The sequence below is a fragment of the Oryzobacter telluris genome (assembly GCF_043099285.1).
Classification (GTDB): domain Bacteria; phylum Actinomycetota; class Actinomycetes; order Actinomycetales; family Dermatophilaceae; genus Oryzobacter; species Oryzobacter telluris.
On record NZ_CP170723.1, the window covers coordinates 3,559,839 to 3,573,365 of the forward strand.

Annotated in this window: 12 protein-coding genes; 7 read left to right on the forward strand and 5 right to left on the reverse strand. The window is 72.4% G+C overall.

The features are described 5' to 3' along the window. The first annotated feature begins 2 nt into the window (after positions 1-2). Positions 3-1,649: a cation acetate symporter gene (locus ACFLFB_RS16620; protein ID WP_392543277.1), complete on the forward strand. Its 1,647-nt coding sequence runs from the start codon at positions 3-5 to the stop codon at positions 1,647-1,649. An 84-nt stretch (positions 1,650-1,733) separates the two neighbouring features. On the opposite strand, the gene ACFLFB_RS16625 is transcribed toward ACFLFB_RS16620, so the two are convergent. Next, positions 1,734-2,165 carry a MerR family transcriptional regulator gene (locus ACFLFB_RS16625; protein ID WP_392543278.1) on the reverse strand — a complete coding sequence of 144 codons (432 nt, stop codon included), beginning with the start codon at positions 2,163-2,165 and terminating at the stop codon, positions 1,734-1,736. A gap of 72 nt (positions 2,166-2,237) precedes the next feature. On the opposite strand from ACFLFB_RS16625, the gene ACFLFB_RS16630 reads away from it, so the two are divergent. After that, the gene (locus tag ACFLFB_RS16630) at positions 2,238-3,143 is read left to right on the forward strand and encodes an NAD(P)/FAD-dependent oxidoreductase (RefSeq protein WP_392543279.1); all 906 of its coding nucleotides are present in this window, start codon (positions 2,238-2,240) and stop codon (positions 3,141-3,143) included. 68 nt (positions 3,144-3,211) lie between these two features. Here ACFLFB_RS16630 and ACFLFB_RS16635 read toward each other — a convergent pair whose 3' ends face one another. Continuing rightward, positions 3,212-4,108: a phenylalanine 4-monooxygenase gene (locus ACFLFB_RS16635; RefSeq protein ID WP_392543280.1), complete on the reverse strand. Its 897-nt coding sequence runs from the start codon at positions 4,106-4,108 to the stop codon at positions 3,212-3,214. A 359-nt stretch (positions 4,109-4,467) separates the two neighbouring features. On the opposite strand from ACFLFB_RS16635, the gene ACFLFB_RS16640 reads away from it, so the two are divergent. The 5 genes from ACFLFB_RS16640 (at position 4,468) to ACFLFB_RS16660 (ending at position 10,728) form a co-directional block, all read left to right on the forward strand. Then, a complete protein-coding gene (locus ACFLFB_RS16640; protein ID WP_392543281.1) occupies positions 4,468-5,826 on the forward strand; it encodes a DUF4832 domain-containing protein in 1,359 nt (452 codons plus the stop codon). A gap of 253 nt (positions 5,827-6,079) precedes the next feature. Continuing rightward, positions 6,080-8,005 (forward strand): acetate--CoA ligase, encoded by a 1,926-nt coding sequence (gene acs / locus ACFLFB_RS16645; protein ID WP_392545440.1) that lies wholly within the window; start codon positions 6,080-6,082, stop codon positions 8,003-8,005. Positions 8,006-8,254: 249 nt separating this feature from the next. Continuing rightward, positions 8,255-8,809: an NADPH-dependent FMN reductase gene (locus ACFLFB_RS16650; protein ID WP_392543282.1), complete on the forward strand. Its 555-nt coding sequence runs from the start codon at positions 8,255-8,257 to the stop codon at positions 8,807-8,809. Positions 8,810-8,918: 109 nt separating this feature from the next. Next, the gene (gene nhaA, locus ACFLFB_RS16655) at positions 8,919-10,262 is read left to right on the forward strand and encodes a Na+/H+ antiporter NhaA (protein WP_392543283.1); all 1,344 of its coding nucleotides are present in this window, start codon (positions 8,919-8,921) and stop codon (positions 10,260-10,262) included. Positions 10,263-10,335: 73 nt separating this feature from the next. Next, positions 10,336-10,728, forward strand: coding sequence for a phage holin family protein (locus ACFLFB_RS16660; RefSeq protein ID WP_392543284.1), 393 nt, complete (start codon positions 10,336-10,338; stop codon positions 10,726-10,728). A 26-nt stretch (positions 10,729-10,754) separates the two neighbouring features. On the opposite strand, the gene ACFLFB_RS16665 is transcribed toward ACFLFB_RS16660, so the two are convergent. From ACFLFB_RS16665 to nth, 3 genes are read right to left on the reverse strand one after another with little or no spacing between them, the layout of a single operon-like run. Beyond that, positions 10,755-11,963: a MarP family serine protease gene (locus ACFLFB_RS16665; RefSeq protein WP_392543285.1), complete on the reverse strand. Its 1,209-nt coding sequence runs from the start codon at positions 11,961-11,963 to the stop codon at positions 10,755-10,757. Positions 11,964-11,976: 13 nt separating this feature from the next. Continuing rightward, the gene (locus tag ACFLFB_RS16670; RefSeq protein WP_392543286.1) at positions 11,977-12,651 is read right to left on the reverse strand and encodes an NUDIX hydrolase; all 675 of its coding nucleotides are present in this window, start codon (positions 12,649-12,651) and stop codon (positions 11,977-11,979) included. Next, on the reverse strand, positions 12,648-13,442 hold the full coding sequence (nth, locus tag ACFLFB_RS16675; protein ID WP_392543287.1) for an endonuclease III: 795 nt from the start codon (positions 13,440-13,442) through the stop codon (positions 12,648-12,650). The genes ACFLFB_RS16670 and nth overlap by 4 nt, the downstream gene beginning before the upstream one ends. Between the last annotated feature and the right edge of the window lie 85 nt (positions 13,443-13,527).

The window sequence follows — 13,527 nt, forward strand, 5'->3', positions numbered from 1 at the left end:
GCATGGCTCTCCTCCCCGCGGCCGACGCCGCCACCACCGTGGGCAGCCCCGCCCTCAACATCGCGATCTTCGCGTCGTTCGTCGTCGTGACCCTCGTCATCGTCATCAAGGTGGCGTCCGGCAAGAAGACCGCCGAGCAGTACTACACCGCCGGCGGCGCGTTCTCCGGTCGCCAGAACGGCATCGCCCTCGCGGGTGACTACCTCTCGGCCGCGAGCTTCCTCGGCATCGCCGGCGCCATCGCCCTCCAGGGCTACGACGGCTTCCTGTACTCGATCGGCTTCCTCGTCGCCTGGCTCGTCGCGCTGCTGCTCGTCGCCGAGCTCATGCGCAACACCGGGCGCTTCACCATGGCCGACGTCCTGTCCTACCGGCTCAAGCAGCGCCCGGTGCGGATCGCCGTCGCGATCTCGGTCATGTCCGTCTCGTTCTTCTACCTGCTCGCCCAGATGGCCGGGGCGGGCGGCCTCGTGTCGCTCCTCCTCGGGATCAGCGGCGACTTCGCGCAGGACCTCGTCATCGCCGTCGTCGGCGCCGTGATGATCGCCTACGTCCTCATCGGCGGGATGAAGGGCACGACCTGGGTGCAGATCATCAAGGCCGTCCTGCTCATCGCCGGCACCGCGGTCATCACCGTGTGGGTCCTCGGCAAGTACGGGTTCAACCTCTCGGGGCTGTTCCAGGCCGCCGCCGACAACTCGCCCAAGGCGGGCGAGAAGCTCTTCGAGCCCGGCCTGAAGTACGGCAAGAACCTCACGACGAAGATCGACTTCATCTCCCTGTCGATGGCGCTCGTCCTCGGCACCGCGGGCCTGCCGCACGTCCTCCAGCGGTTCTACACCGTGCCGACGAGCAAGCAGGCGCGCAAGTCGGTGGAGTGGGCCATCTGGCTCATCGGCGGGTTCTACCTGCTCACCCTCGTCGTCGGCTACGGCGCCGCGGCCCTCGTCGGCCCCGACACCATCAACGCCGCGCCCGGCAAGGCCAACGCGGCCGCACCGCTGCTCGCCTACGAGCTCGGCGGGTCGGTGCTCCTCGGGGTCATCTCGGGTGTCGCCTTCGCCACGATCCTCGCGGTCGTCGCCGGGCTCACCATCACCACGTCGGCGACCTTCGCCCACGACCTCTACAAGGAGGTCTTCAAGCGGGGCGTCACCGAGGCCGGCAGCGAGGTGCGGGTGGCCCGCATCGCGGCCGTCGTCATCGGCATCGTGGCGATCATCGGCGGGATCTTCGCCAAGAGCCAGAACATCGCGTTCCTCGTGGCCCTGGCCTTCGCCGTCGCGGCGAGCGCCAACCTGCCGACGATCCTGTACTCGCTGTTCTGGAAGCGGTTCAACACCCGCGGGGCGCTGTTCTCCATCTACGGCGGCCTCATCAGCGCGATCGGCCTGATCGTCTTCAGCCCGGTCGTGTCGGGCAAGCCGCCGCTGGTCGAGGGCGGTCCCAGCCAGTCGATGATCACCAACACGGCGATCGACTTCCACTGGTTCCCGCTCGACAACCCGGGCCTGGTCTCCATCCCGCTCGCGTTCTTCCTCGGGTGGCTCGGCTCGGTGACGAGCAAGGAGTACAACGCGCAGAAGTACGCCGAGATGGAGGTGCGCAGCCTCACCGGCCACGGGGTCGGCGAGGCGGTCAACCACTGACCCGACCACGGCAGGCGCCGCCGGCGCCCCACCACGACGCAGCGGCCGCGGGGAGACCACTCCCCCCGCGGCCGCTGTTCGTCGTCAGTCGTGGGGATGGCGCCGGTGCCAGCCGTCGCCCTCGAACGTCGCCCCCTCCACGACGTCGGCCACGAAGCCGGCGAAGCGCGGGCAGGCCGTGATGTCGTGGGCGCGGCAGCGCAGCGCGTGCTCGGTCATCTCCCGGGACCGTTCGATGGACTCGGCGCGCTCGGCGAGGTCGCGCAGGTGCGCCTCGAGGACCTCGTGCCGGTTCGCGGCCCCGCCGTCGAGGAGGACGCCCACCTGCTCGAGCGTCATCCCCGCCGCCTTGTTGCGCAGGATGACGGCCACGCGGGTCACGTCGTCGGGGCCGTACCGGCGGTAGCCGGAGGCGTCGCGCGCCGGCTGGAGCAGACCCGCGTCCTCCCAGTGCCGCAGCACGTGCGTCTCGAGCCCGAAGCGCCTCGCGAGCTCCCCGACGGTCAACTGCGGCACAGGACTTGCCTTCATGTCGACCTGAAGGTCCACGCTGGCCGGAACATTCCCACCGACCCTCGAGGAGAACCCGTGGACACCCCTCACGCCATCGACGTCGCCGTGATCGGCGGCGGACCGGCCGGGCTCCAGGCCGCGCTGACGATCGGCCGCGTGCACCGCCGCGCGACCCTGTTCGACGACGGCCGCTACCGCAACGCCACCGTCGCGCACATGCACAACGTCGTCACGCACGACGGCACCCCGCCCGCCGAGTTCCGGGCCACCGCCCGGGCGCAGCTCGCGGCCTACGCCACCGTCGACGTCCGCGAGGAGCGGGTCGAGACCGTCGCGCCCCTGGACGGCGGCGGCTTCCTCCTCACCGGCGGGTCGGGTCACGAGGTCGTGGCCGCCGCGGTCGTCCTGGCCACCGGGCTGCGCGACGAGCTGCCCGGCATCGAGGGGCTCGACGCCCTGTGGGGCGACCTCGTGGCGGCCTGCCCGTTCTGCCACGGCCACGAGGCGGCGGGGCGGCGCGTCGGCATCCTCGGGTCGGCCGCGGCGCCGCACCTGTCCCGGATCCTCGGGCCGGTCGCCGGGTCGCTCGTCGTGCTGCCCCACGAGGACGAGGCGCCCGACGGGCTCCCCGACGGCGTGGCGGTCGCCCCGGGCCGGGTCGAGCGCGCCCACCGCGACGGCGACGAGGTCGTCCTCACCCTGGCCGACGGCCGCGAGGAGCGGGTGGCGGCGTTGTTCGTGGCGCCGCGCTTCACCCAGTCCGCGCCGTTCGCCGCGCAGCTCGGCCTCGAGCTCAACCCGTCCGGCTGCATCCGGGTCGACGAGCTCGGGCGCACGAGCGTCGCCGGGGTCAGCGCCGGCGGCGACCTCGCCCACCAGGCCGCGCTGCCGATGCCGATGGTGTCGGTCGTGCAGGCGATGGCGGGGGGGCAGCTCGCGGCCTCCGGCGCCCTCATGGGCCTGCTGTCCGCGGCGCACTGACCCGGAACGCGACGACGGGCCCCCGACATCCTTGTCGGGGGCCCGTCGCCGTGGGGTGGGTCCGGTGCTCAGGCGCTGGCGGACGCCTCGGCGCGCAGCCGGGCCACGAGGTCGTCGTCGACGGTCTCGAAGAAGTGACCGACGACCCCCTCGAGGTGGTCCAGGCTCTCGGCGCGGAACAGGACCGGCTGGTAGGCGGTGATGTCGTAGTTGAGCGTGCCCATGGCGTGGAGGTCGAGCGGGCGGATGTCCATGTGCCCGAACTCGTCCATCTCGCCGTAGCTCGACAGGATGCCGGCGCCGTACGCCTTGGTCTCGCCGTCCTCGGCGATGACGCCGAACTCGATGGAGAACCAGAAGACGTCGGCGACGAACTGCATCGCCTCGTCGGTCTCGAGCCGTCGGCTGGCCTCGCCCGCGGCGCGGGTGATGGCGGCGAAGCGCGGGCTCGCGAGCTGGTTCCCGTGGCCGATCACCTCGTGGATGATGTCCGGCTCCGGGGTGTAGAGCGGCTGGCTCGGGTGACGGAGGTACTGGGTGGAGTTGAAGGTCGAGCGACCGAGGTCGGCGTAGAACTCGCGCAGCGGGACCAGGCCCGGGGCGGCGGTGTACGACCAGCCGGTGAGCGGCTGCAGCTGCTCGGACACCTGCGCGAGCTGCGGCACGTGGTCGGTCGGTAGGCGCAGGGCGTCCTTGGCGGCGAGAAACTCCGAGTGCGCGTACTTGTCGTGCTTGGGCGCGAGCTCGGCGGAGACGAGGCGCCAGATGGCGTGCTCCTCGTCGGTGTACTCGATAGTCGGCACGGGGTCGCCGGGTCGGCGGGCCAGTGCGGCAGAAGCGATCTCGCCACGGCGGGTGCGGTACGCGGCATCGGTGAAGCCGGGGTGGTTCTCCCCCAGGTGCACCTGCACCAGTCCGTCGGCGTCGGTCGTCACGGCCGAGTAGAGCTGTCCTTCCTCGAACACCGCGCTCACCTCCTCGTGAGTGGTCGTCGGCCTCGTGGGCCGTTTCACCTACGGAATCACGTTCTCGGTCACGATGGAACCAATGCCTCGGGTCCTGTGCAACGAGCGCACACTTTCGCGGGCTCTATCGGCGTTTCGCTGGTCACAGTGTCCAGTACCAGCCGGACCGCCGTCAGGGCCCGGAAACCTCTGGACGAGTCATCCGAACGGTCAGAAGTTGGTAAAGGCATTCGCGATCGCGTCATTCGTTCACGAACGGCGTGTCAGCCTTGACACAGACACCGGAGAAGGCCCGCAGGGGGTGCTCATCCGGCCCGGGAGACAAGGCGTCAACCGGGACTCACCCGGAGAGGAAAGTCATGAGCACCCCCGCCCACCGGCGTCTTGCCGGCGCGGTCGCCATCATCGCGACCGCTCTCGTTGCCGCTCTCGCTGCGGCTCCGGCTGGCGCGGCCGACCCGACCCCCAAGAAGGTCACCTTCACCCCCGGCCTGCTCGCCTCCAGCACCGAGATCCCCAACTCCCTTCGCGGACAGTACAAGTGGATGGGGTACGCCCCGCAGCCCGCGTCGTGGTCCGCCCCCGACCTGTACTACCGCGACCAGGTCTACTGGGGTCGTCTGGAGCCGCAGAAGGGCGCGTTCGACTTCAAGTGGATCGAGGACGGGCTGAGCAAGGCCGGCGCCGCGAAGTCCAAGTTCGGCTTCCGTGTCATGGCCTACTGCCCCGGCTGCTGGATGGAGTACCGCACCGACAAGGTGTCCTTCCCCGCCGTGACCCCCTCCTTCGTCCCCCTCCAGGAGGGCACGAAGATCCCCGACTGGAACAGCGAGGCCTTCCTCTCGGGCTACGAGTCCCTCATGGCCGAGCTCGGCCGGCGCTACGGCAACGACCCGCGCCTGGGCTACGTCGACGTCGGTGGCTACGGCAAGTACGGCGAGTGGTGGGTGGACTACCCCACGACCAAGATCACCGAGGACAACGCGCTGCGCCTCGTGCGGGCCGTGAACCGGGCCTTCCCGACCAAGCACGTCCTGTTCAACACGATGCAGAGCGTCGACTTCACGCTGAAGGCGCTGGCCACCAACCCGAACATGGGCCTGCGCACCGACAGCCTCGGCGCCCCGAACATGCACTCGATGGCCGCCGTCGACGCCCGCCTGCAGTCGGTGTGGCGCACCCGCCCGTTCTTCACGGAGTGGGCGACCACGGGCGACCCGGTCGTCGGCCGTGACCAGGTCAAGAAGTTCCACATCTCCACGACCTCCAGCCAGAACATGCGCCTGCAGTACGACGCCATGAGCGCGACGCAGAAGTCGGCCTACGCCGACGCGGTGCGCTCGGCCGGCTTCCGGTACTCCGTGCGCAGCCTCACGGTCGGCAAGCTCACCTCGGGTGGCCGGTCCAACGTCTCGGTCTCGCTGAGCAACGACGGTGTCGCACCGACGTACGACACCTGGCAGCTGCAGCTCCGCCTCACCGACGCCAACGGCAACCGGGTCGCGACGATCCCGGTCAGCGCCGACCTCCAGCGGCACCTGCCGGGACGCCGGACGTACTCCACGTCGGTCCGTGTCCCCTCGATCGCTCCCGGGACCTACACGGTGTCGGTCGCGGTGGCGGACCCGCAGCGGTACCTCGCCGACATGCAGCTCGGCAACCTCTCTCGTCAGGCTGACGGTGGTTACCCAATGGGACAGGTCGTCGTCGGGCGCTGACGACCGACTCCCCCGGTATGACGCGGGTGGTGGTGCTCTTCTCGAGCACCACCACCCGTTGTCGTCCGCCCACCGCGCCCACCGCGCCCGGCGGTGCCCGGTGCCCGCTGGGCGCGCCGCACGCCCGCCCACCGTCCGGGCGCCGGCCGACGGTTGATCCGACGCTCGTGGAAGGGTTGGCTGGGACCCAGGTCCCCCAACGACGAGGAGCACTGCCGTGACCGACGAGAGCCTGTCCAGCCACGCGCACGAGATGGACTTCGCCCCCACCGCGGCGTTCGCCGCCCAGGCCAACGGGACGGCGGACCTCTACGACCGGGCCGCCGAGGACCACGAGGGCTTCTGGGCCGAGCAGGCGCGCAGCCGGATCACCTGGGCGAAGGACTTCGAGCGCACCCTCGACTGGGACGACGCCCCGTTCGCCAAGTGGTTCGTGGGCGGCGAGCTCAACGTCGCGCACAACTGCGTCGACCGCCACGTCGAGGCCGGCAACGGCGAGCGCGTCGCCATCCACTTCGAGGGCGAGGGCGGCGACACCCGCACCATCACCTACGCCGACCTCCAGCGCGAGGTGTCGAAGACCGCCAACGCGTTGACCGAGCTGGGGATCGGCAAGGGCGACACCGTCGCCGTGTACATGCCGATGATCCCCGAGACGGTATTCACCATGCTGGCCTGCGCCCGCCTGGGCGCCCCGCACTCGGTGATCTTCGGCGGCTTCTCGGCCGAGGCGCTGCACACCCGCATCGACGACGCCCAGTGCAAGCTCGTCGTCACCACCGACGGCCAGTTCCGCCGCGGCAAGCCCGCCCCGCTCAAGCCCGCCGTCGACGAGGCGCTGCAGCGCGAGAGCCCGGTCGAGCACGTGCTCGTCGTGCGCCGCACCGAGGGCGAGGTCGACTGGGTCGAGGGCCGCGACGTGTGGTGGCACGACGTCGTCGACCGCCAGAGCGACACCCACGAGGCGCAGCCGCACGACAGCGAGCACCCCCTCTTCATCCTCTACACGAGCGGCACCACGGGGAAGCCCAAGGGGATCTTCCACACCAGCGGCGGCTACCTCACCCAGGCCGCGTACACGAACGCCGTGGTCCACGACGTGCACCCGGAGAGCGACGTCTACTGGTGCACGGCCGACGTCGGCTGGGTCACCGGGCACAGCTACATCGTCTACGGGCCGCTCGCCAACGGCGCCACGCAGGTGATGTACGAGGGCACCCCCGACACCCCGCACCAGGGCCGCTGGTGGGAGCTCATCGAGAAGTACGACGTGTCGGTCTTCTACACCGCGCCCACGGCCATCCGGACGTTCATGAAGTGGGGCGCCGACATCCCCGCGAAGTTCGACCTGTCCTCGGTGCGCGTGCTCGGGTCGGTCGGCGAGCCGATCAACCCCGAGGCGTGGCTCTGGTACCGCAAGCACATCGGCGGCGACACCGCGCCGATCGTCGACACGTGGTGGCAGACCGAGACCGGCGCCATCATGATCAGCCCGCTGCCGGGCGTCACCACGCTCGAGCCCGGGTCGGCGCAGAAGCCGATCCCCGGCATCTCGGCCGAGATCCTCGACGACGACGGCCAGCCGTTCACCGAGGCCGAGAAGGTCGGCTACCTCGTCCTCACCAAGCCGTGGCCGTCGATGCTGCGCGGCATCTGGGGCGACCCCGAGCGCTACAAGGAGACGTACTGGTCGCGGTTCGGGCCGAAGTACTACTTCGCCGGCGACGGTGCCAAGTACGACGCCAAGGGCAACATCTGGCTGCTGGGGCGCGTCGACGACGTCATGAACGTCTCGGGGCACCGCCTGTCGACCGCCGAGATCGAGTCGGCCCTGGTGTCGCACCCGTCGGTGGCCGAGGCCGCGGTGGTCGGTGCCTCCGACGAGACCACGGGGCAGGCGGTGTGCGCCTTCGTCATCCTGCGCGGCGACGCCGCCGACGAGGGCGAGGCCACCATCCAGGCGCTGCGCAACCACGTGGCCAAGGAGATCGGCCCGATCGCCAAGCCGCGGCAGATCATGATCGTCCCCGAGCTGCCGAAGACCCGCTCGGGCAAGATCATGCGCCGCCTCCTCAAGGACGTCGCCGAGAACCGCGAGGTCGGCGACGTCACGACGCTGGCCGACTCCTCGGTCATGAACCTCATCTCGCAGGGGCTGAAGAGCGGCTCCGCCGACTGACCTCCGGGCGGGAGACGAGGGGTGTCGCGCGGGGTCGCGGCACCCCTCACCCGTCCCCGTTCGAGGTGAAACGCGACCCCCACTCGGTCTCCTTTCACCTCGACCCAGCCCGGCACCCATCCGTTCGAGGTATTCCAGCGGCACCGGAAGCCGCCCGAATACCTCGACCCAGCGAAGAACCCGGCGCGCCACCCAGACCAGACCGCCCCCGGCCCACCGGGTGATCCATCCGTACGGTTGGATCGCTGCATGAGTCGCCCCCGCATCGGCATCGTCACCGCGAGCACCCGCCCGACCCGCATCGGCCACCACGTCGCCGCGTGGGTGGGCGGGCTGGCCCCGGAGGACGTCGAGCTGGTCGCGGTCGACCTGCGCGAGCTCGCGCTCCCCCTCCTCGACGAGCCCGAGATGCCGTCCGAGGGCCACTACGCGCACGAGCACACCCGCCGCTGGGCGGCCCTCGTCGAGTCGCTCGACGCCGTCGTCCTCGTCATGCCCGAGTACAACCGCGGCTACAACGCCGCGCTGAAGAACGCCATCGACTACCTCTACGCCGAGTGGGACGGCATGCCCGTCGCCTGCGTCGGGTACGGCTGGAGCGGAGCGCAGTACGCCCGCTCGGCCCTGCGCCAGACCCTCGAGCGGATCAGGATGGTCGTCGTCGACGGCGCCGCGCTCCACTTCGAGCAGACGCTCGACCTCGACGGCACCGTGCACGCCGACGACGAGGCGACGGAGGACGTCCGCCGGATGTTCGGCTCCCTCACCGCCGCCGTCTCGGCCCGGGGGGCGGCTTCCGCCTGACCAGGGGTCGCCCGCCCGTCGGTAGGATGGGCGACGGAGCGCCGGGAAGTCTGGTCGGCACCGCACCGGCGTGCCCGCGGGCACGTCACCCCGACCGGAGGACCTCCTGATGACGCCCGCACCGCAGACCGACCGCCCACGGCTCTTCCGGCGGTCGACGTGGGCCGAGACCCAGGTCGTGACCAACGCCCTGCGCACCGAGACCATCGGCGGGGCCGTCCTGCTCGTGGCCGCGCTCGCCGCCCTCGTCCTCGCGAACAGCCCCTGGCGGGAGGCCTACTCGGCCCTGCGTGACACCACGGTCGGCCCGGCCTGGGCCCATCTCGACCTCTCCCTCGGCCACTGGGCCTCCGACGGCCTGCTCGCGATCTTCTTCTTCGTCGCGGGCCTCGAGCTCAAGCGCGAGCTCGTCGTCGGCGACCTGAGGACGCCCGCCCGTGCGGCCGTGCCCGTGCTCGCCGCCGTCGGTGGCGTCGTCACGCCGGCCCTCGTCTTCCTCGGCGTCGTCGCGGCCCTCGGCGGGGAGGGCGACGCCCTGCGCGGGTGGGCGGTCCCGACCGCCACGGACATCGCGTTCGCCCTCGCGGTGCTCGCCGTCATCGGCTCGCACCTGCCGTCGGGGCTGCGCGCGTTCCTGCTGACCCTCGCGGTCGTCGACGACCTCGTGGCGATCACGATCATCGCGCTCTTCTACACGGCCGACCTCGATGTCGTGCCCCTCCTCCTCGCCCTGCTCCCCCTCGGCGCGTTCGCCGTGCTGACCCAGCGCCGGGTGACGCACTGGTGGCTCCTGCTCCCCCTCGCGGCGGCCACGTGGGGGCTGGTCCACGCGTCCGGCGTGCACGCCACCGTGGCCGGGGTCCTGCTGGCGCTCAGCGTCCCGGTGCGCGCCCGCGCGTCCCGGACGGCTCCGAACCAGCCCGGCACCGCGACCCCCGACACCGACGTCGCCCACCGGCTCGAGCATCGGCTGCGCCCCCTCTCCGCCGGGGTCGCCGTACCGGTCTTCGCCTTCTTCGCCTCCGGCGTCACCGTCGTCGGCGGAGGCCTCGCGGCCGCCGCGGCCGACCCCGTCGCCCTCGGGGTCGTGGCCGGGCTCGTCGTCGGCAAGCTCGTCGGCGTCCTCGGCACCACCTGGCTGCTGGCCCGCTTCACCCGCGCCCGGCTCGACGACGACCTCGCCTGGGCCGACATCGGCGGGCTGGCCCTGCTCACCGGCGTCGGCTTCACCGTCTCGCTCCTCGTCGGGGAGCTGGCCTACGGCAGCGGGAGCCCGCGCGACGACCACGTCAAGCTCGCCGTCCTCGCCGGCTCCCTCACCGCCGCCGCGCTGGCCGCCGTCGTGCTGCGCTCGCGCAACCGCACCTACGCCCGGATCGCCGCCCTCGAGACCCGCGACGACGACGGCGACGGCATCCCCGACGTTCACCAGCGCGGGGAGCGGGGGTCCTGAGCAGGGCAGCCACTCGGTAAGGTCGTGACCGAGGCCCCGGAGGGGGCAGGTGATGCGACAGTGAGGCAGACGCATGGCAACGGGCACGGAGCGCACCATCGGCCAGCTGGTGGCCGACGCGACGCACGACCTCGAGGGCATCGTCCGCGGCGAGATCGCGCTCGCGAAGGCGGAGGTCACCAGCGGCGCCAAGGTGATCGGCAAGGGCGCGGCCCTGCTGGGCGCAGCCGCGTTCCTCGGCCTCATGGGCCTGGTGTTCGTCCTGCACGGGCTGTCGTGGGTCATCGCCGTCTGGCTGCCGGTGTGGGCCGGCTACCTCATCGTCGCGGGCGTGGTCCTGCTCCTCGCGGGCGTCCTCGCCCTGCTCGGCAAGAAGGCCCTGCAGTCGGCCAAGCCGACGCCCGAGCGCGCCATCGACCAGGCGCAGCAGACGATCGAGACCCTGAAGACCCACGGCACCGCCTGAGCGGACCCGCTGCGGCGCACCGTGGTTCAGCCCTCGGCGCAGGGCCCCGTCGACACGGCCGAGCTCGCGCTGAGCCCACGCTGCAGCACCGGGCGGATCTCGTCGAGGGTGAGGGCGTACCCGGTGTCGGGGTCGTCGAGTGAGGTCGCGAACACCATCCCGACGACCTCACCGTCGGGGTCGAACACCGGCCCGCCCGAGGCGCCGCTGCGCACGACGGCCCGCAGCGAGTAGATCTCGCGCGTCACGCCCTGGCGCCCGTAGATGTCGGCGCCCTGGGCGGTGAGGGTGGCGCGCACCCGCGCGCTGCGCACCGTGAGGCCCGCGTCACCGGGGAAGCCGGCGATGACGGCCGGGTCGCCCGGACCGAGCTCGCGGCCTCGGCTCAGGGCGGGCGACGGCAGGCCCGGCACCTCGAGGACGGCGACGTCGCGCCGGGGGTCGAAGGCCACGACCCGCGCGGCCCGGTCGCGCCCGGTTCCCTTGACGCTCACCGTCACCTGGTCGGCGCCGGCCACGACGTGCGCGTTGGTGGCCACGCGACCCGGCCCGACGACCCATCCGCTGCCGACCTGGGCGCGGTCGCACGAGCCCGAGTCGGCGCGCACGTGGATGACCGACCCGAGCGCCTTGTCGATGTCGGGGTCGTCGACGAGCGCGCGATCGGGGGCCGCGACGGGCGGGATGGGCTCGGGGCCGAGGCCCTCGAACACCCGGGGGAAGCCGCCGGCGTCGAGCGCCTTCGTGACGCCGTCGACGAGCCGGCCGGCCGAGGACGGCACGACCTTGTCGATGGTCGTGACGACGGTGGAGCGCGCGACCAGCGACCGCAGCTGCGGCGGACCGCCGTGTCGCACCGCCCCGGCGACCACCCACACGACGAGGACAGCGGCGCACAGCACGGCGACGAGCCCGAGGAAGGAGTCGAGGGCGCGGGCGACCGGCGCCTGCACGGCCTCGCGCAGCCGTCGCCCGACGACGAGCAGCAGCGCCTGGCCCACCGCGGCGCCGATGAAGACGCTCCCGACGAGGGCCAGGGCCCCGGCGGTCGTCCCGACCTCCACGCCGGCGTGGTCCTCGAGCAGCTCGGGCGCGTACCGGATGGCGAGGAAGGCCCCGCCGACCAGCCCGACCAGGCCGAGCACGGCGGCGACCACCCCCTGGCGCCAGCCCGTGGCGGCGTAGCCCACGAGCACGACGAGGAGGGCGAGGTCGAGGACGGTGGAGCCGGTCATCGGGCCGTCCCGCTCACTGCTGGAGCCCCTTCATCCACGGCGAGAGGACCCGGTCGGGCAGGGGGCGCTCGTCGCGCTCGTCCCACGGCTGCGCGAGGTCGGAGAGGTCGAGGACGGTGCTGAGCAGCATCGCGGTGAACCCCCAGACGAACAGCCCCCCGGCCTCGAACGCCGGGCCGCGGTAGGGACCGAACACGGCGGTGAACCGGTTGGCGGGGTCGACGAGCTCGGCCACGGGAACCCGGACGACGGTCTCGACCTCACCGCGGTCGACCACCCCGATGGGGACCGGTTCGGGCCACCAGCCGAGCACGGGCGTGACGGCATTGCTGCTCGGGCTGAGGAACAGGTCGGGGAAGGTGGCCAGGACCTGGACACCGGCGGGGTCGAGCCCGACCTCCTCCTCGGCCTCGCGCAGCGCCGCGGCGACCGAGCCGTCGTCCTCGGGGTCGAGGCGGCCGCCGGGGAAGGACACCTGCCCCGGGTGCGAGCGCAATGTGTGGGAGCGCTCGGTGAGGACGACGTCCTCGCCGCCGCTCGGGTCGGGGCCGAAGAGCATGAGCACGGCCGACCGGCGGGCGTGGCCCTCCGGCGGCGCGTAGGTGGCGAACCACTCGTGCTCGCCGACGTCGGTGCGGGCCGCGAGCGCCGTGAGCCACGGCGGCGCGGGGACGGGCGACGCGGTCACGGGGCGGGGTCGTCGGGGAGCGGGCCCGGCGGCGGGTCGGGGAGGGCGGCGCCGGGGGCGAGCTCGTAGGCGAGGAGCGCGCGGGCCTTGACCGGGTCGGTCTCGCCCTCGCCGTACGACGGGCACAGGGCGGCGACGGGGCAGGCGCCGCAGGCCGGCTTGCGGGCGTGGCAGGTGCGCCGGCCGTGGAAGATGAGGACGTGGCTGAGCATCGTCCAGTCGCTGCGCGGGAACAGCGCCCCGATGGCGTGCTCGGCCTTGACGGGGTCGGTCTCGTCGGTCCAGGCGAACCGGCGGGCCAGCCGGCCGACGTGGGTGTCGACGGTGATGCCCGGCACCCCGAACGCGTTGCCGAGGACGACGTTCGCGGTCTTGCGGCCGACGCCGGGCAGCGTGACGAGGTCCTGCAGCCGGCCCGGCACCTCACCGCCGAAGCGCTCGACGATCGCCTGCGACAGCGTGATGACGGAGTTGGTCTTGGCGCGGAAGAAGCCGGTGGGCCGCAGCACGGCCTCCATCTCCTCGCGGTCGGCGGCGGCGAGGGCCTGCGCGGTGGGCCAGCGCGAGAACACCGTGGGCGTGACGGAGTTGACCATGACGTCGGTGGTCTGCGCGGAGAGCACCGTGGCGACGAGCAGCTGGAGCGGCGACTCGAAGTCGAGCTCGCAGTGGGCGTACGGGTAACGGTCGTGCAGCGCACGGTAGGTGCGGCGGGCCCTGCGGGTGCGCGCGACGGGGGTCTCGTCCCCGGCGCGGGCGCGCCGGGCGACGGCGGAGGGCTTGACGGGCACGCGCCGAGCCTACGTGCTGCCCCTGACGGCCCCGACGGTCACGAGCGACCCGGCCGGCCCCGTCGCCGCACGTGCGGGCCCCGTG

Bases quoted from the DNA above. Each gene is read 5' to 3' on its own strand.
- acs (WP_392545440.1), top strand. From the start codon at position 6,080: ATGGACTTCGCCCCCACCGCGGCGTTCGCCGCCCAGGCCAACGGGACG.
- ACFLFB_RS16665 (WP_392543285.1), bottom strand. From the start codon at position 11,963: ATGACCGGCTCCACCGTCCTCGACCTCGCCCTCCTCGTCGTGCTCGTG.
- ACFLFB_RS16620 (WP_392543277.1), top strand. From the start codon at position 3: ATGGCTCTCCTCCCCGCGGCCGACGCCGCCACCACCGTGGGCAGCCCC.
- ACFLFB_RS16640 (WP_392543281.1), top strand. From the start codon at position 4,468: ATGAGCACCCCCGCCCACCGGCGTCTTGCCGGCGCGGTCGCCATCATC.
- ACFLFB_RS16660 (WP_392543284.1), top strand. From the start codon at position 10,336: ATGGCAACGGGCACGGAGCGCACCATCGGCCAGCTGGTGGCCGACGCG.
- ACFLFB_RS16650 (WP_392543282.1), top strand. From the start codon at position 8,255: ATGAGTCGCCCCCGCATCGGCATCGTCACCGCGAGCACCCGCCCGACC.
- nhaA (WP_392543283.1), top strand. From the start codon at position 8,919: ATGACGCCCGCACCGCAGACCGACCGCCCACGGCTCTTCCGGCGGTCG.